The organism is Kitasatospora sp. NPDC059327 (assembly GCF_042752535.1).
Classification (GTDB): domain Bacteria; phylum Actinomycetota; class Actinomycetes; order Streptomycetales; family Streptomycetaceae; genus Kitasatospora.
This window is the reverse complement of the sequence record NZ_JBHYYB010000107.1, coordinates 1-18911: the sequence shown is the minus strand read 5'-3', so window position 1 is coordinate 18911 and position 18911 is coordinate 1. Positions and strand designations below refer to the sequence as shown.

At 74.6% G+C, this 18911-nt stretch carries 17 protein-coding genes and 1 riboswitch; of the genes, 11 read left to right on the top strand and 6 right to left on the bottom strand.

Features of this window, described 5'->3' with window-relative positions; translation table 11 throughout:
* The first annotated feature begins 194 nt into the window (after positions 1–194).
* Positions 195–1124, top strand: coding sequence for a hypothetical protein (locus ACFXHB_RS37690; protein WP_380580395.1), 930 nt, complete (start codon positions 195–197; stop codon positions 1122–1124).
* Between the two features lie 135 nt (positions 1125–1259).
* On the opposite strand, the gene ACFXHB_RS37685 is transcribed toward ACFXHB_RS37690, so the two are convergent.
* The 3 genes from ACFXHB_RS37685 to ACFXHB_RS37675 form a co-directional block, all read right to left on the bottom strand.
* Entirely contained in the window at positions 1260–2339 is a 1080-nt protein-coding gene (locus ACFXHB_RS37685) for a prenyltransferase (protein WP_380580393.1), read from the bottom strand.
* The gene (locus ACFXHB_RS37680; RefSeq protein WP_380580391.1) at positions 2336–3163 is read right to left on the bottom strand and encodes a class I SAM-dependent methyltransferase; all 828 of its coding nucleotides are present in this window, start codon (positions 3161–3163) and stop codon (positions 2336–2338) included. Before ACFXHB_RS37680 ends, ACFXHB_RS37685 begins: the two co-directional genes overlap by 4 nt.
* Before the next feature lie 123 nt (positions 3164–3286).
* Positions 3287–4597, bottom strand: a complete 1311-nt coding sequence (locus ACFXHB_RS37675) for a glycosyltransferase family 4 protein (protein ID WP_380580389.1) — start codon at positions 4595–4597, stop codon at positions 3287–3289.
* 236 nt (positions 4598–4833) lie between these two features.
* Between ACFXHB_RS37675 and ACFXHB_RS37670 the strand changes: the two genes are divergently transcribed.
* From ACFXHB_RS37670 to ACFXHB_RS37640, 7 genes are all read left to right on the top strand, one after another.
* Entirely contained in the window at positions 4834–5475 is a 642-nt protein-coding gene (locus ACFXHB_RS37670; protein ID WP_380580387.1) for a TetR family transcriptional regulator, read from the top strand.
* Positions 5476–5722: 247 nt separating this feature from the next.
* A riboswitch (cobalamin riboswitch) is annotated at positions 5723–5799 on the top strand.
* Positions 5800–5908: 109 nt separating this feature from the next.
* A complete protein-coding gene (locus ACFXHB_RS37665; RefSeq protein ID WP_380580385.1) occupies positions 5909–7171 on the top strand; it encodes a prenyltransferase/squalene oxidase repeat-containing protein in 1263 nt (420 codons plus the stop codon).
* Positions 7172–7371: 200 nt separating this feature from the next.
* Complete coding sequence (locus tag ACFXHB_RS37660) at positions 7372–8040, top strand: SCO2322 family protein (RefSeq protein ID WP_380580383.1); 669 nt, start codon at positions 7372–7374, stop codon at positions 8038–8040.
* 391 nt (positions 8041–8431) lie between these two features.
* Positions 8432–9562 carry a CbiQ family ECF transporter T component gene (locus ACFXHB_RS37655; RefSeq protein WP_380580381.1) on the top strand — a complete coding sequence of 377 codons (1131 nt, stop codon included), beginning with the start codon at positions 8432–8434 and terminating at the stop codon, positions 9560–9562.
* Positions 9559–11292, top strand: a complete 1734-nt coding sequence (locus ACFXHB_RS37650) for an ABC transporter ATP-binding protein (protein ID WP_380580379.1) — start codon at positions 9559–9561, stop codon at positions 11290–11292. The genes ACFXHB_RS37655 and ACFXHB_RS37650 overlap by 4 nt, the downstream gene beginning before the upstream one ends.
* Positions 11292–12209 (top strand): ECF transporter S component, encoded by a 918-nt coding sequence (locus ACFXHB_RS37645; RefSeq protein WP_380580377.1) that lies wholly within the window; start codon positions 11292–11294, stop codon positions 12207–12209. The genes ACFXHB_RS37650 and ACFXHB_RS37645 overlap by 1 nt, the downstream gene beginning before the upstream one ends.
* A 182-nt stretch (positions 12210–12391) precedes the next feature.
* Positions 12392–13387 carry an RICIN domain-containing protein gene (locus ACFXHB_RS37640; protein WP_380580375.1) on the top strand — a complete coding sequence of 332 codons (996 nt, stop codon included), beginning with the start codon at positions 12392–12394 and terminating at the stop codon, positions 13385–13387.
* Between the two features lie 143 nt (positions 13388–13530).
* On the opposite strand, the gene ACFXHB_RS37635 is transcribed toward ACFXHB_RS37640, so the two are convergent.
* Positions 13531–13863, bottom strand: a complete 333-nt coding sequence (locus tag ACFXHB_RS37635; protein ID WP_380580373.1) for an antibiotic biosynthesis monooxygenase family protein — start codon at positions 13861–13863, stop codon at positions 13531–13533.
* Positions 13864–13990: 127 nt separating this feature from the next.
* On the opposite strand from ACFXHB_RS37635, the gene ACFXHB_RS37630 reads away from it, so the two are divergent.
* Entirely contained in the window at positions 13991–14284 is a 294-nt protein-coding gene (locus ACFXHB_RS37630) for a hypothetical protein (RefSeq protein ID WP_380580371.1), read from the top strand.
* Between the two features lie 56 nt (positions 14285–14340).
* Here ACFXHB_RS37630 and ACFXHB_RS37625 read toward each other — a convergent pair whose 3' ends face one another.
* Positions 14341–14664: a cupin domain-containing protein gene (locus tag ACFXHB_RS37625; RefSeq protein WP_380580369.1), complete on the bottom strand. Its 324-nt coding sequence runs from the start codon at positions 14662–14664 to the stop codon at positions 14341–14343.
* A gap of 114 nt (positions 14665–14778) precedes the next feature.
* On the opposite strand from ACFXHB_RS37625, the gene ACFXHB_RS37620 reads away from it, so the two are divergent.
* Positions 14779–15255, top strand: coding sequence for a MarR family winged helix-turn-helix transcriptional regulator (locus ACFXHB_RS37620; RefSeq protein WP_380580367.1), 477 nt, complete (start codon positions 14779–14781; stop codon positions 15253–15255).
* A 138-nt stretch (positions 15256–15393) separates the two neighbouring features.
* On the opposite strand, the gene ACFXHB_RS37615 is transcribed toward ACFXHB_RS37620, so the two are convergent.
* Complete coding sequence (locus ACFXHB_RS37615) at positions 15394–17487, bottom strand: DHA2 family efflux MFS transporter permease subunit (RefSeq protein ID WP_380580365.1); 2094 nt, start codon at positions 17485–17487, stop codon at positions 15394–15396.
* A gap of 320 nt (positions 17488–17807) precedes the next feature.
* On the opposite strand from ACFXHB_RS37615, the gene ACFXHB_RS37610 reads away from it, so the two are divergent.
* The gene (locus ACFXHB_RS37610) at positions 17808–18902 is read left to right on the top strand and encodes a peptidoglycan-binding domain-containing protein (protein ID WP_380580363.1); all 1095 of its coding nucleotides are present in this window, start codon (positions 17808–17810) and stop codon (positions 18900–18902) included.
* The last annotated feature ends 9 nt before the right edge of the window (positions 18903–18911 follow it).

Here is an 18911-nt window from a genome sequence, read left to right as displayed (position 1 = left end):
CCGCCCGCCCCGCCGGACGGTGGACAGCACACGACCGGGGCCGCGCGGTTTGCAACGACTTCGCCCCATTCCCGAGCCCGCTGTGCACCCGCGAGGCGGTTGGCCCTAGGCTTCTGGTCCGTTCGGAGTTTTCCGGGCCGGTCAGCCGACCGCGAAGAACCGCCGACCACGACACACCAACGAGGGGAACGTTAGTGAATCTGCGCGCTCTCACCAGGGGAGACGCCGCCGTCGCAGGTGCGGCCGTCCTGCTCTTCATCGCCTCCTTCCTGCCGTACTGGACCGTGGACTGCAGCGGCAGGTACTGCGGCGACACGTCGCAGAACGCCTGGGACAGCGTCCTGTTCCCCGTCCTGCCCTCGGTCTTCCTGCTCGGCATCCTCGCCGCCGTGCTGATCCTGGTGCAGCGCTTCCAGGGGGCCGCGGCGGCCACCCGTCAGGTGCTCGGCCTGCGGCTGGACCAGTGGGGCATCGCGTTCGCGGTGGCCGCGCTGTGGACCTCGATCTGGTCCCTGGGCGGTGGCCCGAAGGGCCTGGACCACGGATTCGGCGCCTGGCTGGCCGTCATCGCGCTGCTGCTGCTCGCCGGTGCCGCCGCGGCCGGCCCGCTGGTGCCCGCGCTGAAGGCGCCGCTGGTCACCGACAAGCCGGCCGCCCCGCAGGGCTACCCCGGTGGCTACCCGGCCCCGCAGGTCGGCCAGCCCCAGCCCGGCCAGTACGGCTACCCGGCCCCGGGCCAGGACCCGCAGCAGATGCAGGCGCCCGCGTTCGGCGGCCAGGGCGGCTACGGCTACCCGGCGCCGCAGGCCGGCCAGCCGCAGGACGCCGCCCAGGCCGCCGCCCAGCAGGCTCAGCACGCCGCCACGCAGCAGGCCGCCCACCAGGTGCCGGCGCCCGCCCAGGCGCAGCAGGCCCCGGCGCCCGACTTCGCGCCGTTCTGGTTCGCCGTCCCGGCACCGCGCCAGCTGGCCCCGAAGGACAACCCGGCCGGTGCCCCGGTCGGCGAACTCGCCCCGGGCACCTGGTACCTGGCGGTCGAGCAGCGCGGCACCGCGCTGGTCGCCCAGCTCCAGGACGGCACCCAGGGCGTGTTGGCCGACACCACCGGCATCCAGCGCGGCTGACCCACCGGCGGCGACACGAAGGGGCGGGACCGGATCACTCCGGTCCCGCCCCTTCGTTCTCTTCGTTCTCGTTCCCGCCGGACGCCTGGCCGCCGGACGCCGGCCTCCGGCCAGTGGTCGCCGCCGGCGTCCGCCTCAGCAGCAGTCCTGGACCACCAGCCCGGTGGGCAGGTGGTCGCCGCCGAACACCGTCACCGTGGCCGGATCGCCACCGAGCGCGGCGACGGCCAGCAGCAGCGCGCCCGCCGTCCAGGTGGTGCGCTCCTCGGGCCAGATGGCGTCGTCCTCGAAGACGTAGCCGGTCCAGTACGAGCCGTCGCTGTGCCGCAGGTGCTTCTGGATCCAGCGCAGGATCTCGACCGCGCGGTCGGACTCGCCGACCGCCCAGAGCGCCATGGCCAGTTCGGCGCTCTCCCCGCCGGTCACCCACGGGCGGTCGCTGACGCAGCGCACACCGAGGCCGGGGACGACGAACCGGTCCCAGTCCCGTTCGATCCGCTCCAGCGCGGCCGGGCCGCGCAGCGCGGTGCCGAGGACGGGGTAGTACCAGTCCATCGAGAACCGGTCCTTGTCCAGGAACCGCTCGGGGTGGTGCGCGATGGCGTGCCGCAGCCGACCGGCCGCCAGCTCCCAGTCGGGCTGCGGCTCCTCCAGGTAGTCCGCGACGGCCAGACCGCAACGGAGCGCGTGCAGGATGCTGGACGAGCCGGTCAGCAGCGCCTCGTCGGGCGCCTCGCCGTGCTCGTCGACCCGCCAGGAGATCGGACCGCCCGGCAGGCGCAGGCCGACGATGAAGTCGAGGGCGCGCCGCACGACCGGCCAGATCCACTCCAGGAAGGCGTCGTCACCGGTGCTCAGGTGGTGGTGCCAGACTCCGACGGCCACGTAGGCGCAGAAGTTGGTCTCCTTGGCCGCGTCCGCGACCGCGCCGTCCACGCCGCCCTGACCGTAGGTGTAGGCGGCGTACCAGGAGCCGTCGGGGTTCTGACGGGCCGCCAGCCAGCGGTAGGCGGCCTCGGCGGCGGCGTGCTCGCCGGCCGTGTCCAGGGCCATCGCGGCCTCGGTGTGGTCCCACGGGTCCAGGTGGTGGCCGGTGAACCACGGTATCGCGCCGTCGCTCTGCTGCTCGGCGAGGATGCTGCGGACGGTCCGGGCGGCCTGCTCGGCGTCGAGCACCCCTTCCAGCAGCAGCGCCTCGGGGACGGCGGCGGTCACTCGCCGGCCCGCCCGGCCGTGGTCAGCGCGGCCCCGGCGTGGTCCGACGCGGCGTCGGCGCCGTCCGGGACGGCTTCGGCGCGGTCCGCGGCGGGTTCGACGCGGTTCGGCTTGGAGGCGTAGGCGACGAAGCTCTTGCCGATCACCGGGTTGAGGGCCTTCTCCGCCGCCTTGGTGAGCTTGCTGATCACCGGGGTGCCGACGATGTCCCAGACCAGCAGCTGGTGGTACGCCTTGACCGGCAGCGCCTTGTCGTTGTCCACGCCGACCGCGCACTTGATCCACCAGTACGGCGAGTGCAGCGCGTGCGCGTGGTGGGTGCCGTACGGCTCCAGACCGGCGTCCTTGAGCTTGTCGAGCAGCTCGTCGCCCCGGTAGATCCGGATGTGGCCGCCCTCGACCTCGTGGTACTCGTCGGAGAGCGCCCAGCAGATCTTCTCCGGCAGCCAGCGCGGCACCGTCACGGCCAGCAGCCCGCCGGGCTTGAGGACCCGGAACATCTCGTTGAGCACGCCCTTGTCGTCGGGGATGTGCTCCATCACCTCGGAGATGATGATCTTGTCGAAGTACTCGTCCTCGAACGGCAGCGCCAGCGCGTTGCCCTCCATCGCGACCGCCGACGCGCCCTCGGGAGCCTCGCCGGCCTCCGCCATGGCGGCGAACCACTTCTTGACCTCGGCGATCTCCTCGGCGCTCTGGTCGAGGGCGGTCACCCGGGCCCCGCGCCGGTAGCACTCGAACGCGTGCCGCCCCCCGCCGCAGCCCAGGTCGAGCACCCGGTCGCCGGGGGCGAGCGGGAAGCGCGAGAAATCAACGGTCAGCACTGCGGGCTCCCATTCCTCTGGTACCAAACGTTTGTGACGCCGGGCCGGCACGACCGGGCGAGTCCGACGGAGCGTCGGATCCACCCCGGGAGCGGATCCGACGAGAACGGGTCCGGCGACCCGTCAGGCCACGTACCGCCAGCCCGGACCGGACCGGGCCCGACGCCCGGCCCCGGTGGCGATCGCCGCCCGGTAGCTGTCGGCGGTCAGGGCGGCGGCCCGCTCCCAGGTGAACCGTGCGAGCACCCGCTCGCGCCCGGCCCCACCGAGCGTGCGGCGCAGCTCCGGATCGTCCAGCAGCCGGCCGAGCGCCGCCGCCAGCGCGCCCGCGTCGCCCGGCGGCACCGCGAGACAGGTCTCGCCGTCCGGCCCGGCCACCTCGGGGATCGCCCCGCCGGTGGTGGCGACGAGCGGGGTGCCGGTGGCCATCGCCTCGGCGGCGGGCAACGAGAACCCCTCGTACAGCGACGGCACGCAGGCCACCTCCGCCGAGCGGTACAGGTCGACCAGCTCGCCGTCGGTCAGACCGTGGCGGAACTCGATGCACCCCTCCAGGCCGAAGCGGCGCACGGCCTCGGCGACCGGCCCCCGCTCCTTCTGCGGCTTGCCGACCACGACCAGGTGCGCGTCCCGCTCGGTGCGCACCTTGGCCAGCGCCTCGACCAGGTGGACCAGCCCCTTGAGCGGGACGTCGGCACTGGAGGTGGTGACGATCCGGCCGGGCACCCGGGCCACCAGGTCGGACGGCGACCAGAGCCGGGTGTCGGCACCGATCGGCACCACCGAGATCGCGGCCGGGGCGGCGCCCAGGTGCTCGGCGATCTCGCGCTTCGAGGTGCCGGAGACGGTGATGATGCGGTCCAACCGCGCGGCCACCCGGCGCTGCATCCGGGTGAAGGCGTACCAGCGGCGCAACGAGAGCCGGCGGCCCAGGGTCGGGGCGGCGTCCAGTTCCAGCTGCCGGTCCACGGTGATCGGGTGGTGGATCGTGGTGACCAGCGGGAAGCCGTGCCGCGCGAGGCCCAGCAGGCCGTACCCGAGGGTCTGGTTGTCGTGCACCACGTCGTAGCGGCCCTTGTGCAGGGCGAGGTACTGACGGGCACGCAGCGAGAAGGTCAGCGGCTCGGGGAAGCCGCCGGTGCGCATGGTGGCGACCTCCAGCACGTCCACCGGGCCCCGGTACTCGGCGAGCCCCGGGGTGCGGAACGGGTCGTCGGCGCGGTAGAGGTCCAGGCTGGGCAGCTCGACCAGGCGGACCGAACCGGGGCCCTCGACCTCGTCCAGCACGGGGTACGGCTGGGAGCCGATGACGTCCACGTGGTGGCCCAGGCGGGCCAGCTCGCGCGAGAGGTGCCGTACGTAGACGCCCTGGCCGCCGCAGAACGGGTCGCCGCGGTACGACAGCAGGGCAATCCGCAGCGGCTGCGCGGTCATCGTCGGCTCCCGTCCTTGCTGAAGTCTGTGCTGCCGGTGGCTAAAGTAGATCAGGTTTCAGTGTGGTGTGGAGTTCGCCAGTGACCATGTGAACAATGAGAGACCTCGAAGATACCGGCCCGTAGCTTCTCCTCAGGTGCCAGGGCTGGTGATTCACGCCACGCCGGAGCACCTGCCGGAGCACGCGCCGGACCAGCCGGAGCACCCCCCGTCACTCTCGCGCCCCGGGAGCACCCTTGCCACCGCCCGCCTCCTCCGTGCACACCGCCGCCACCGGCCCCACCGGGCCCGCCGGGCAACCCGCCGACCCACCACTGACCGCCCGCCAGGCCGAGCGGCGGCGACGGATGCTGCGGGCCGCGACCGCGCTGGCCGCCCGCGGCGGGTACGAGGCGGTGCAGATGCGGGAGGTCGCGGAGGGCGCGCAGGTCGCGCTCGGCACCCTGTACCGGTACTTCCCGTCCAAGGTCCACCTGCTGGTCGCGGTCATGCTGGAGCAGTTGCAGGGCCTCCAGGAGCAGGTCCGCCGGCACCCGCCGACCGAGCCGGACACGGCTTCGAGGGTCGCCGAGACGCTCACCCGGGCGTTCCACGCGCTCCAGCGCGAACCGCTGCTCGCCGAGGCGATGGTCCGTGCGCTCTCGTTCGCGGACCGCTCGGTGAGCGCCGAGGTGGACCAGGTGAGCACGGCCACCGGACAGCTGATCCTGGACGCGCTGGGCCAGTCCGGACCGCCGTCCGAGAGCCAGCGCGCCGCCGTCCGGGTGATCGAGCACACCTGGCACTCGGCACTGGTCTCCTGGCTCTCCGGGCGGGCCTCGATCGCCGAGGTCCGGGCCGACCTGCACACCGCCGCGCGACTGCTCACGCTGCCCTGAGCGGACGGCGGGCCGGCGCCCGGGGCGAAGTGGAACCTGTTCTCGGGTACGCCGCTCCCGGGTGCCCTGTTCTCGGGTGCGCCGCTCCCGGGCGTCCCGCTCCCGGGTGGCCTTCGCGGCCGTCCCGCTCGGGCCGGTCACGCCGATCGCCGTCCCCGGGCACCAGCACCACGACCGGCGGCACGGTGGCCGCCGTCGCGGCGGCTACAGTCGACGGGCAGGACAACTCCATCCCGCTTCTCCTCCGGGGAAAGCCGGTGCGAATCCGGCACTGACCCGCAACCGTGAGCCCGGCGCTGAACGGCCGGGGCAGTCGGAGTGCCCGGGGAGAGGCGAGCGGCCACACCGGGCACACCCGTACCCGGCACCGTCGAGGTCTACGGAACGGCCCACCCGGGCCACCACACCGCTCATCGAAAGGCTCCTCTCCACCATGCTCACCGCCGCCCGTCTGGGCGCCGCCACCCTGTCCGCCGCACTGCTGGCCGGCGTCGCCGCCGCACCGGCCCTCGCCGACAGCCCCTCGGCCGGCGCCACCGCGCCCACCCCCGAGGGCCTCTACGGCAAGGGGGACCCGACGTACGACGGCGTGTGGCGCCAGTCCCTGGCCCTCACCGCGCTGACGGGCGCCAAGGTGACCCCGGCCGACTCGGCCGTCTCCTGGCTCACCGGCCAGCAGTGCGCGGACGGCGGCTGGCCGTCCTACCGCGCGGACACCGCGGCCGCCTGCGACCCCAAGACCGAGGACAGCAACGCCACCGCCGTCGCCCTCCAGGCCCTGGTCGCGCTCGGCGGCCACCAGGACGGCGTCGACAAGGGCGTCCAGTGGCTCAAGGCCAACCAGAACGCGGACGGCAGCTGGGCCTACAACCCCGGCGGCCCCGGTGACGCCAACTCCACCGGACTGGCCGTGAACGCCCTGCTCGCCGCCAAGCTGGACCCGGCGGGCGTCGCCAAGGCCGGCCGGAGCGCCTTCGACGGGCTGGCGCTCTTCCAGCTCGGCTGCGCCGCCCCCGCCGACCAGCGCGGAGCCTTCGCCTACCAGCCCGACCCGGCCGGCGCGCTCGCCCCGAACGCCCTGGCCACCGCCCAGGCCTCGCTCGCCGCGGCGGGCGGAAAGCTGCCGGTCACCAACACCAACCGGACGGATGCCGCGCCCAAGGCGCTGCCCTGCGCGAACGGCTCCGCCGAGCCGCTCGTGCCGCGCGCCGACTCCGCCGAGGCGGCCGGTGCCTACCTCACCGCCCAGCTCGCGGCCGGCGGCCAGCACCTCACCCTGACCCTGCCCGGGGCCGCCCCCGCCCCCGACTACACCGCCACCGCCTGGGCCGCGCTCGGCCTGGTCCAGGGCGGGCACCCGCAGCAGGCCACCGGCGCGGTGGACTGGCTGGCCAAGGAGGGCGGCACGTGGACGAAGGGCGGCACCGACGCCTCCGCGACCGCCACCCTGCTGCTGGTCGCCCAGGCCGCCCAGCGCGACCCCGCGGCGTTCGGCGGCGACCTGGTCGCGCAGCTGACCGCGCTGGGCCCGGCGCCCAAGGCGACCGCCCCGGCTTCGACCGCCGCCTCGGCGCCGGCCGAGAAGAAGAAGGACGACGGCGTCAGCCAGTGGTGGACGATCGGCATCGGCCTGCTGATCGGCGTCGGCGGCGGCCTGGTGCTGAGCCTGCAGCGCAAGCGGGGCCTGAAGCGGTGACCGAACCAGGCATCCCCCGGGCGGCCGACCCCCTGGGGCCGGCCGGCTCGCGAGGGTCGGCCGGCCCCCCGCGAGGGTCCGATGCGCGGGGCCCGGTGGAGGCTGCCGCCGGTCCCGGCGAGGGGCCGGCGACCGGGAGCGTCTGCCGTCGGGGCGCGGTCGGTCGGCTCTGCTCCGATCCCCGACGACGACAGCGGGCGGTGGCCGCGACTGCCCGGTTCGTCGCCGGACTGATCGCCGGGGTGCTGATCCTGCTGGTACTCGGAGCCGCGCCCGCGCAGGCCGCCGGGTACCGGTACTGGTCGTTCTGGAAGTGGTCCGACGGCGCCTGGGCGTACCAGCAGCAGGGCCCGGCCGTGTACGTGCCGCAGGACGGCGGCGTGGACGGCTGGCGTTTCGCGGTCAGCCCCGACGGCGGGCAGGACGCCGCCCGGCCCGGCGCGGCGGGGGACTTCGCCGCCGTCTGCGGCGGTACCGCCGAGCAGCCGGGGCGCAAGCGCGTCGCCGTCGTCCTGGACTTCGGTGGCACCGCCGACGCGCCCGGCTCCGGCGAGACTCCGCCCGAACGCCGTACGGCCTGCGCGGTCGTGCCCACCAGTGCCAGCTCGGCCGAGGTACTGGCGACTTTCGCCCCACCGCTGCGCTACGACACCAACGGGCTGCTCTGCGCCATCGCCGGCTACCCGAAGGCCGGCTGCGGCGACCAGCTCGGCGCGGCGAACCGGCCCGCCACGCCCGGTGCCGCCGACCCCGGCGGCACCGGTGACCCCGGCAGCGGCAGCGGCCCTGACATCGGCCTGATCGCGGGCGCCGCCCTCGTCGCCGTCCTGGCCGCCGGCGCGGTCTGGCAGGCGCGCCGTCGCCGTTGAACCAGCCAGAATATGTAGACCGGTCCACTTATGTAGACCGGTCTGCAGAAAACGGCCCGGGGACGGGGCGGGCTCCGAAACCGACCGGGGCCGTCGGCCGCTATACCGACCGGTCTACATATGTCGACCGGTCTACAGAGAACACGCCCACCTGATGAGGAAACCGCAGGAAACCGAACGAGAAACCGAGGTCGGGAGCAGGACGCGGAGTAGGAAGTCGGACCGGCCGACTTCCCACTCCCAACGACCAGCCGCACCTGTCGAACCCGCCCGGCCCCACTCCGCCGGCCCCACTCCGCCGGCACTCGCCCCGCCGACCCTCGCCCCGCCGACCCTCGCGCAGCCCCACTCCCCCGCCCACCCCGCCCGCCCCGACCTGGACCCCACCCCCGTGACCACTTCCCGCGCCCCCGGCCCGATCCGAACCCCGCGCTCCCGCCGCCCCCCGCTCGGCCCCCGCCAGCTGCACCCCGGGGCCTGGTGGCTGTGGGCGCTGGGCCTCGGCGCGGCCGCCACCCGGACCACCAACCCACTGCTGCTGCTCCTGCTCGTCGCCGTCGCCGGCTACGTCGTGGCCGCGCGGCGCGGGGACGCGCCGTGGTCCCGCTCCTACGGCGCGTTCCTGCGGCTGGGCCTGCTGGTGCTCGGCATCAGGCTGGTCTTCGCGGTGTTGCTCGGCTCCCCGGTCCCCGGCACCCACGTCCTCTTCACCCTCCCCGAAGTCCCGCTGCCCGCCTGGGCGCAGGGTGTCCGGATCGGCGGCCGGGTCACCGTCGAGGGCCTGCTCGCCGCGCTCTACGACGGGCTGCGGCTGGCCACGCTGCTGGTCTGCGTCGGCGCCGCGAACGCCCTCGCCAGCCCGAGCCGCCTGCTGCGCGCGCTGCCCGGCGCCCTCTACGAGGCGGGCGTGGCCGTGGTGGTGGCGATGACCTTCGCGCCCAACCTGGTCGCCGACGTGCAGCGGCTGCGGGCCGCCCGCCGTCTGCGCGGGCGCAGCGACCGGGGCGTGGCCGCCGTGCTGAGCGTCGGACTTCCCGTCCTGGAGGGCGCACTGGAGCGCTCGGTGGCGCTGGCCGCCGCGATGGACACCCGCGGCTTCGGCCGCACCACCGACGTCCCGCCACGCCTCGCCCGCACCACCGCCGTACTCACCCTCGCGGGCCTGCTCGGGATCTGCCTCGCCGCGTACGGGTTGCTCACCGCGGGCGGCGCCGGGTGGGCCCTGCCGGTCCTGCTGCTCGGTCTGGCCGCGGCCTTCGCCGGTCTGCTGCTCGGCGGCCGGCGCTCCCCGCGGACGCGCTACCGCCCCGACCCCTGGGCCCTGCCCGAGTGGCTGACCGCCGGATCGGGTGCCGCCGTGGCCGCGCTGACGATCTGGCTCTCCGCCCGTGATCCCGCCGCCTTCGCCCCGACCGTCGTCCCGCCGACCGCCCCCGCCCTGCCGCTGACCGCCGTCCTCGCCGTCCTGGTCGGCCTGGTCCCGGCGTTCGCCACCCCGCACCCGCCCCGGAGGGCCTCGTGATCACCTTCGAGCAGGTCTCCGTCCAGTACGCCGACACCGACCGCGCCACCGCCCCCGGCACCGACCGGACCACCGCCCGCACCACCGCCCGCACCACCGGGACCGACCTCCCCGGCGGCCCCGGGACCCCGGCGCTCAGCGGCGTCGACCTGACGATCCCCGAGGGGGAACTCTGCCTGCTGGTCGGCCCGTCCGGCTCCGGCAAGTCCACCCTGCTGGGCACCGTCAGCGGCCTCGTCCCGCACTTCACCGGCGGCGTGCTGCACGGCCGGGTCACGGTCGGCGGACGCGACACCCGGGAGCACCGACCGCGTGAACTCGCCGACCTGGTCGGCACCGTGGGCCAGGACCCGCTCGCGCACTTCGTCACCGACACGGTCGAGGACGAGCTCGCCTACGGCATGGAGTCGCTGGGGCTGGCACCGGACGTGATGCGACGCCGGGTCGAGGAGACCCTCGACCTGCTCGGGCTCGCCGACCTGCGCGACCGCGCGCTCGGCTCGCTCTCCGGCGGCCAGCAGCAACGAGTCGCCATCGGCTCCGTGCTGACCGTCCACCCGCGGGTACTCGTCCTGGACGAGCCGACCTCGGCCCTGGACCCGGGCGCCGCCGAGGAGGTGCTGGCCGTCCTGCAACGCCTGGTCCACGACCTGGGCACCACCGTACTGATGGCGGAGCACCGGCTGGAGCGGGTCGTCCAGTACGCGGACCAGGTCCTGCTGCTGACCCCCGGCGCGCCGCCGGTGCTGGGTGAGCCGGCCGAGGTGATGGCGCACTCGCCGGTCCACCCGCCGGTGGTCGGGCTCGGACGGCTCGCCGGCTGGCAGCCGCTGCCGCTCTCGGTCCGCGACGCCCGCCGCAGGGCCGCGCCGCTGCGCACCCGACTGGAGGGCCTGCGACCCACCGCCGCGCCCACAGCCACCGCCGGCACCACCACCGGAACCACAGGCACCGGCACTGCCACCACCACCCCCATCGCCACCGTCGACCGCCTCGCCGTCAAGCGCGGCCCCGTCCCGGCCCTGCGCGGCGTGGACCTCGCCCTCCACCCTGGTGAGATCACGGCCCTGATGGGCCGCAACGGCGCCGGCAAGTCCACCCTGCTCGGCGCCCTGGTCGGTCTGCACGCGCCCGCCGCCGGCGGCGTCCGGGTCGGCGGCCGCACCCCGCACCGCACCCGGCCCGCCGAGCTGATCCGCCAGGTCGGCCTCGTCCCGCAGGACCCGCGCGACCTGTTGTACGGGGAGAGCGTCACCGCCGAGTGCGCCGCCGCCGACGGCGACCCCGGCGCCGAACCCGGTACCTGCCGCGCCCTGGTGGAACGGCTCCTGCCGGGCATCGCCGGGGACACCCACCCCCGCGACCTCTCCGAGGGCCAGCGGCTCACCCTGGCGCTGGCCGTGGTGCTCACCGCCCGGCCGCCGTTGGTGCTGCTGGACGAGCCCACCCGCGGCCTGGACTACGCGGCCAAGGCCCGCCTGGTGGAGATCCTGCGCGCGCTCGCCGCCGACGGGCACGCCGTCCTGCTCGCCACCCACGACGTCGAGCTCGCCGCCGAACTCGCGCACCGCACGGTGATCCTGGCCGACGGCGAGATCGTCGCGGACGGCCCGACCCCGGAGGTCGTGGTCTCCTCCCCCGCCTTCGCCCCGCAGGTCTCCAAGATCCTGGCGCCCGGCCCCTGGCTCACCGTCCACCAGGTCGAGCGGGCTCTGGACGGGAGCGTCTGATGACCCACGCCCCACGACCGCGAAGCCGCCCCCTCCGCCGGAGCCTGCCCGGCCTCCCGTTCTCCCAGAGCCGCACCCTCCCCCACAACCGCCCCGTCCCCCTGGGCCGCCGCTCGATCGCGACCCTGCTGCTCACCTCGCTGGTCGGCGTGGCCGCGTTCGGCTGGCCCCTGCTCGCCTCGACCGAGTCGGCCCTGGTCGGCCACTCCACCGACGCCCCCTGGCTGTTCGCCCTGCTCCTGCCGCTGCTGCTCGCCGTGGTGATCGCCCAGATCTCCGAGGGCCGCACGGCCGGCGGCGGCGCACCCGGCCTGGACGCCAAGTCGGTCGCCCTGCTCGGCGTGCTGGCCGCGGCGGGCGCGGCGCTGCGCCCGCTCGGCGCGGGCACGGCCGGGCTGGAGCCGATGTTCTTCCTGATGGTGCTCGCCGGGCGGGTCCTCGGTCCGGGCTTCGGCTTCGTCCTCGGCTCGCTGTCGATGTTCGCCTCCGCGCTGCTGACCGGCGGGGTCGGCCCCTGGCTGCCGTTCCAGATGCTCGCCATGGGCTGGGTCTGCCTGGGTGCCGGCCTGCTCCCGGGCGCGGCCACCCTGCGCGGCCGCCGCGAACTCGTCCTGCTCGCCGCCTACGGCGCCGGTGCCTCGCTGCTCTACGGCACGATCATGAACCTCCAGGGCTGGCCCTACATCGCCGGTCTGTCCGGCTCGATCTCCTTCGTCCCGGGGGACGAGGTGACGGCCAACCTGGTCCGGTTCGCCGCCTACTGCCTCGCCACCTCCCTCGGCTGGGACCTCCCCCGCGCGGCCCTCACCGTCGTCCTCTGTCTGACGCTCGGCACCACCGTCCTGCGCGCCCTGCGCCGCGCCACCCGCCGCGCCGCCTTCGCCGCCCCGGTGGCGTTCGACCCACCGGAGGACTGACCGCACCGCGGCGCCGGGGACGGTTCCGGGGGCATGCGCGGCATCGACCATGCGGCGGCGCACGCCCTCCTTCCGGGTGAACCGCGCGGCTGGGGGTGTGACCTCGGCCCCCCGGGCTCCGTCCGTACACAAAGATCTCGACCGCACACCCACCATGCCTTCCAGGAAGTGGAGTCGAGTTCGTGAGTGCCCTCAAGCGAGGCCTTGCCCGGACCGCCACCGTGGCCGTCACCGCCCTGACCCTCGCCGGCGCGTTCGCCGCCCCGGCCGCCGCCGTCACCTTCATCGGACGGGACGCGCCGACCACCGTGACGATCGCCCCCGGCGGGACCGCGCCGGTGCCGTGGACGTACCAGAACACCGGCGGCCCCGGCCTCCTTCCCCCCTCCGGGATGACCGCCGTCTTCACCGCGCCGGGCGGCACCACCTTCGCCCCGCAGACCACCGTCCCCACCGAGTACAGCGGCAACGGCTCGGCCTGGACCGGCAACAACGTGGGCCTGCGCGACTGCACGCTCGGCAACGCCAACCGGACGCTGACCTGCGAGGGCTACGGGCTCAACGGCGGCCGGAGCGGCTGGCCGTCCAACGGCTACTTCCGGTTCTCGCCGCGGGTCACCGTGAACGCCGACGCACCGGCCGACACCACGCTCCCGCGCGGCAACGGCAGTTTCCGGTACCGCGAGCCCAACAACGGCACCGACTACACGATCACCGACGGCACCCTGAACGTCGCCACCCCGCCCCGGGTGCCGACCGGGATGTGCCTGGACGTCGGCACCACCCGCTTCAACGGCGACAACACCAGGATCCGGCGGTGCCGGGACCACACCGACCAGCGCTTCGTCCTCGACGACGGCCGGGTCAAGGTCGCCGACACCCTCGGCACCGCCCCGGAGATGTGCCTGGACGCCGACAACACCGGCTTCGACGGCGACAACGTCCGCATCTGGGCGTGCGAGTACTCCGAGGCGGCCGTCGCCAACCAGACCTGGCAGCTGCGCCGGGGGGCGTTCGTGCTGGAGTCGACCGTCGGCAGCGCCCACGAGATGTGCCTGGACGTCGGCAACACCCGCACCAACGGCGACAGCGTGTTCATCTACCGCTGCCGGGCGGGCAATCCCAACCAGCAGTTCCTGGTCGAGGCCGGCTACGTCAAGGTCCGCGACACCGTCTGACCCGACCCTCCCGCACGACGCGCACGACCCGGTCGACCGCGGGCGCACCCGGAAGGGTGGGGCGCCCGGAGCACACCACCGGGCGCGGAAACAACGGCGCGCCCCGGACGGTTCCGGGGCGCGCCGCGGCGACGACGGGGGACTCAGGCCTTCGGCCCCGCCGACTGCACGACCTCGAAGGACCACAGGGTCGACCCGGCGGCCGCCGGGCGCTGCGGCGCCTCACCCTCGGCAGCCGGCGGGCCCTGACGGTGGGCGGCCTGCATGGGACCCTCCATCCAGGCCTTGAAGGAGTCCTCGTCGGCCCAACGGGTGTAGACGAGGTACTGGTCGGTGCCCTCGACCGGGCGGAGGAGTTCGAACCACTCGAAGCCGTCGGAGTTCTCCACGGATCCGGCGCGGGAGGCGAAGCGCTTCTCCAGCACCTCGCGCTGCTCGGCGGGGACGGTCAGTACGTTGATCTTGACTACGCTCATGGCTCCATCCTGCCCCACGGGGTGGGCCGCGGAGTGTGGGACGTCTCCAAAACGGAGCGTCGGCGCGTCCCAAATCGCTGGTCCCGCGCGTGAGAAGGAGTACGGCGGGCTCCGCGGTGTCCCGGACGTGAGCGGGTTCCCTACGCTGGGCCCACCGCCCGGCGCCGGGCCGAGTCGACGGCCGCCTCCCACGAGGTGTGCGGCGCACGGGCGATGCCGGCACCACCCCGGGACCGAGGACTCCGTCGAGAACGCCTCCAACTCGACCGTCGGCGTCTGGGTCTACCCGTGGCTCCACGGCGACGCGAACTACGTCCGGGCGGGCCGCGGCGGCGGCCCGACCTCGAACCTGCGCAACAACGAGGCCTCCTGGGGCATGGTCGACCAGCTGAACCGCGGCGGCCACCTCCGCCTGGACTGACCTGCCGAGGCACCCGCCCCGCGTCGCGGGGAGCGGGGCGGGGCGCCGTCCGTGGGTCAGGCGATCCAGCCGGGGACGAAGGCCTCCTCCTCCGGGCGCCCGACGACGGACACCCGGGCTCCGCCCGGCGCGGCGACGAGCGCGGCGACGGCGCCCCCGGCGGAGATCCGGCGCGCCACGCCGGCCGGCAGGACGGCCGTGTCACCGGGCGCCAACGCGAAGGCTTCCCCGCCCAGTTCGACGGTCAGGTCACCGGTCAGGACGGTCCAGACCTGCTCGACGTCGAAGACGTGCAGCGGGCCCCGGCCGCCGGACGCCATCTCCACCCGCCACAGCGCGAGCGCGCTGCCGCCCTGGGTGGGCGAGGCGAGCGTGGTCATGACGGCATTGGGCGTCTCGGTACGGCGGACTTCGGTCCCGCGAACGACGGACATGTGCGTGGCCCCCTAGAATGGTCAACGACGTTGTCTATATGGTCAATGAGGTTGTCTATCGTGTCAAGCGACCCCGCTCCCCCCGGCTTCGAGCTGCCCCTGCGACTCCTGCTCGCCTTCCGCCTGATCATCGACGAGCTGCACGAGCGGATCGCCCGCGAGGGCCACCCCGACCTGCGGCCGATGCACGGCTTCGTCTTCCAGGCGATCGGCCCGGACGGCACCACCGCCGTCGAGCTCGGCCGCCGCCTCGGCGTCTCCAAGCAGGCCGCCGGCAAGACCGTCGAACAGCTCGAACTGCTCGGCTACGTCGAACGCGGCAGCGACCCGGCCGACGCCCGCCGCAAGGTGGTCCGGCTCACCGCGCGCGGCGTGGACTGCCTGGTCCGGTCCGCCCGGATCTTCGACGAGCTGCGCGCCCAGTGGTCCGACACCCTCGGCGAGGAGCGGCTCCGCGCCCTGGAGACGGACCTGCGCACCCTCGCCCCCGGCGACCCGTTCCGCCTCGACACCCCGCGCTGGTTCGGCGGCGCCTGAGCGCCCCGCCGACCGGACGCCACCACCCGCCAGCGACCCCGCGCCCACCCGCCGACCCCGCGCCCACCGGCGTGCCGCGAGCCCGGCACGCCCCCGGAGGAGCCGGACCCCGGCCGGACCCGAGTCCGGCGGGGCACGCTAGAGCGACCGCCCCTCCCCGCCCCGGGCGTACTCGGGACCGTCGCGGTCCGGCTGGTCCGACCGGTCCGGCCGGTCCCGCAGGTCGGCGCCGAGCGAGGAGGAGAGCCGGGTGAGCAGGTCGGCGAGGTCGGCGAACTGCTTCTCGTCCCAGTCGCCCAGCAGCTCGGACAGCTGGGCCCGCCGCGCGGCGACCAGCCGGACGGCGGCGGCCTCGCCCGACTCGGTCAGCCGCAGCGGCAGCCCGCCGGTCCGCGCGGCGAGGCCCCGGGCCTCCACCTCCCGCACGGCCTCCTCGATGACGGCGATCGGGACGGTCCGGCGCTCGGCCACCTCGGCGGGCTCCACCGACCCGTGGTGGTGCATCAGCAGCAGCAGCCAGCTGGAGGCCGGCTGGAGGTCCAGTCCGGCGCCCGCGGTGATCCGCCGGTAGAGGTCCCGCCGGGCCTCCCTGCTGCTCAGCACCGACAGCGCGCGGGCGATCTCGTCCAGCGAGGACCGCTCGACCGGGTTGAGGCCGATCGACTCGCTCAGGTCGGGCGCCGTCACCGTCGAACGCAGCTTCTGCTCGCGCAGGAAGAGCGACAGCACGAAGGCGACCAGCGCCACCGGTACCGCGTACAGGAAGACCCGGGTGATCGACTCGGAGTACGCGTGGTAGATCGCGGCCTGGGTGGCGGCCGGCAGAGCGGCGATCACGCGCGGATCGGAGGTGATCGCCCCGGGGTCGAAGCCGGGCGGCACCGGCACCCCGGTGGCCAGCGCGTCGGACAGCCGGCTGTTGAGTCCGGAGGCGAAGACGGTGCCGAAGATGGAGACGCCGAACGACGCCCCGATGGACCGGAAGAACGTGGCGCCGGCGGTGGCCACCCCCAGGTCCTGGTAGCCGACGGAGTTCTGCACGATCAGCACCAGCACCTGCATCACCAGGCCCAGCCCGAGGCCGAAGACCAGGAAGTAGCAGCTCATCTCGAAGGTGCCGCTGTTCTCGTCCAGCCTGGAGAGCAGCAGCAGACCCACCGTGGTGACGGCCGTCCCGGCGATCGGGAAGGCCCGGTAGTGGCCGGTACGGGCGACGATCTGGCCGGAGCCGATCGAGGTGAGCAGCATCCCGAGGACCATCGGCAGCATGTGGATGCCGGACATGGTCGGCGAGACCTGCATGACCACCTGCAGGAACGTCGGCAGGTAGGTGAGCGCGCCGAACATCGCGAAGCCGACCACGAAGGAGATGACGGCGACCAGGCTGAACGTCCGGGAGCGGAACAGCCGCAGCGGCAGGACCGGTTCGGCCGCGGTCCGTTCGACCTGGACGAAGGCGACCAGCAGGACGAGGCCCAGGACGCCCAACCCGACGATCTGCCAGGAGCTCCAGCCCCAGGTGGTCCCGCCGAGCGAGGTCATCAGCACCAGACAGGTGGCCACCGAGGCGATCAGCACGGTGCCCAGGTAGTCGATCCGGTGCCGGCGCTTCACCTCCGACCCGTGCAGCACCGCGGCGATCACCACCAGGGCGACCACGCCGATCGGCAGGTTGATGTAGAAGACCCAGCGCCAGCTGAGGTTGTCCACGAAGAGGCCGCCGAGCAGCGGTCCGAGCACGCTGGTGACGCCGAAGACCGCGCCGAACAGGCCCTGGTACTTGCCGCGGTCCCGGGGTGAGACCAGGTCACCGACGATGGCCTGGGAGAGCACCATCAATCCGCCGCCGCCGAGGCCCTGGAGGGCCCGGAAGGCGATCAGTTCGCCCATGTTCTGGGCGATGCCGCAGAGCACCGAGCCCACCAGGAAGATCACGATCGAGGCCTGGAAGAAGCGCTTCCGGCCGTACATGTCGCCGAGCTTGCCCCAGAGCGGGGTGGCCGCCGTGGAGGCCAGCATGTAGGCGGTGACCACCCAGGAGAGGTGCTCCAGGCCGCCGAGGTCGCTGACGATGGTGGGCAGCGCGGTGGAGACGATGGTCTGGTCGAGCGCGGCCAGCAGCATCGCCAGCAGCAGGGCGCCGATCGGCACCCAGAGGTTGGGGGCGGTGACCTCCGGCGGGCCGGGTTCGCCCGTCGGGCCGCGGTCGGAGGCGGCGATCGGATCCGTCATCGGGTCTCCGTAGCGGTCGCGGGCCCCGGCCGGCGGGGTCCGTGCGGATGATCACTCCCAGCTCACCATGCTGTCAGAAATGCCCTGGTTTGCGCCGTTCAGTTGAGCCGAACGTAACAACGGCGCCCGTTCGGGGGACTTCCCCGGCCCGTCGACCGTTCATCGGGGCGCAACCACCACCAACCGTCACAACACCCCCGCCGCGGCCCGGACGGCCCTGTCCACCCCTGGGGCCGTCCTGCATAATCAGGCGCGTTCGCCCCCGGGAACACACGTCCGAGGGCACCGAGAAGCGATCCCCGACCGAGGAGGACCGGCCGATGCCGGACCAGCACTGCCCGACGTGCGGCACCGCACGCTCCGCCGGGTGCAGGTGCCTGCCGGATCCGAGCCTGATCGAGACCGCCGTCCTCCCGCACCTCGAAGGCCCGCCGCTGGTCCGCCCGTACGTGCCGCAGGCCCTCGGAGCGATCGCGGACACCCCGCCGGCGGGCGTTCCGGCGGACCCGTTCGCCACCACCGTGCTGCCGCCCGTCCCGGGCCCGGACGCACCGCCGGCCGGGCCGGACGCGGACGCCTACGCGACCACCGTGCTGCCGCCGGTGATGTCGGTACCGCCGCCGGGCCCCCGGCCGACGGTGGAACAGCCGCTCGCCGACGACGGGGAGATCGGCTACTTCCCGTTCGACCGGGCGGCGCCCGGCGCCCCGGGGCCCGCCGCCCCCGCCGCCGGCCGGGCCGCCCGACGCGCGGCGGAGCAGGCCGAGCAGGGCATGCCGGCCCGGCGCAAGGGTCTGCTGGTCGCGGCCGGCGCCGGACTGCTGGCGCTCACCGTCGGCCTGGCCTACGCGGTGACGCCCTCCGCCGAGTCGGGCGACCGGGCACAGCCGGCGCCCTCCACCACCCTGGTACCGGCACCGGTCGACCCGACCACCCCGGCGGCCCCGAGCCCCAGCGCGCCGCCGTCGACCGAGGCCCCGAGCCCGTCCCCGAGCCGGACGACCAGACCGTCCCCGAGCCGGACGGCGCCGCCGAGCGCCACGGTCGCGACCACCGCCCCGGTGGCGGCCGCTCCCCCGACGCAGGCACCGGCTGCGCCGAGCCCCACCTCGGCACCGACGCCCACGCCGACACCCACCCCGAGCGCGACGCCCACCCCGACGGCGGCCACCCCGACCCCGACGCCCACCTTCCAGGTGCTGCAGTACGGGATGAAGGGCCAGAACGTCGTGACCATGCAACAGAAGCTGGCCACCGTCCTGTGCTGGCTGAGCGTGCCGACGAACGGCAACTTCGACCGCCGGACCGAGAGCTCGGTCGCGTACTTCCAGGTGATGCAGGGCGTCCAGGGCGACGACAGCGGCGTCTACGGCCCCAACACCGCCGCCGCCCTGGCGAAGCGCACCACCTGCTGACCGCGCGGC

Bases quoted from the DNA above. Each gene is read 5' to 3' on its own strand.
- ACFXHB_RS37675 (WP_380580389.1), bottom strand. From the start codon at position 4,597: ATGACCGCGCAGCCGCTGCGGATTGCCCTGCTGTCGTACCGCGGCGAC.
- ACFXHB_RS37665 (WP_380580385.1), top strand. From the start codon at position 5,909: ATGCTCACCGCCGCCCGTCTGGGCGCCGCCACCCTGTCCGCCGCACTG.
- ACFXHB_RS37645 (WP_380580377.1), top strand. From the start codon at position 11,292: ATGACCCACGCCCCACGACCGCGAAGCCGCCCCCTCCGCCGGAGCCTG.
- ACFXHB_RS37635 (WP_380580373.1), bottom strand. From the start codon at position 13,863: ATGAGCGTAGTCAAGATCAACGTACTGACCGTCCCCGCCGAGCAGCGC.
- ACFXHB_RS37625 (WP_380580369.1), bottom strand. From the start codon at position 14,664: ATGACCACGCTCGCCTCGCCCACCCAGGGCGGCAGCGCGCTCGCGCTG.
- ACFXHB_RS37615 (WP_380580365.1), bottom strand. From the start codon at position 17,487: ATGACGGATCCGATCGCCGCCTCCGACCGCGGCCCGACGGGCGAACCC.
- ACFXHB_RS37610 (WP_380580363.1), top strand. From the start codon at position 17,808: ATGCCGGACCAGCACTGCCCGACGTGCGGCACCGCACGCTCCGCCGGG.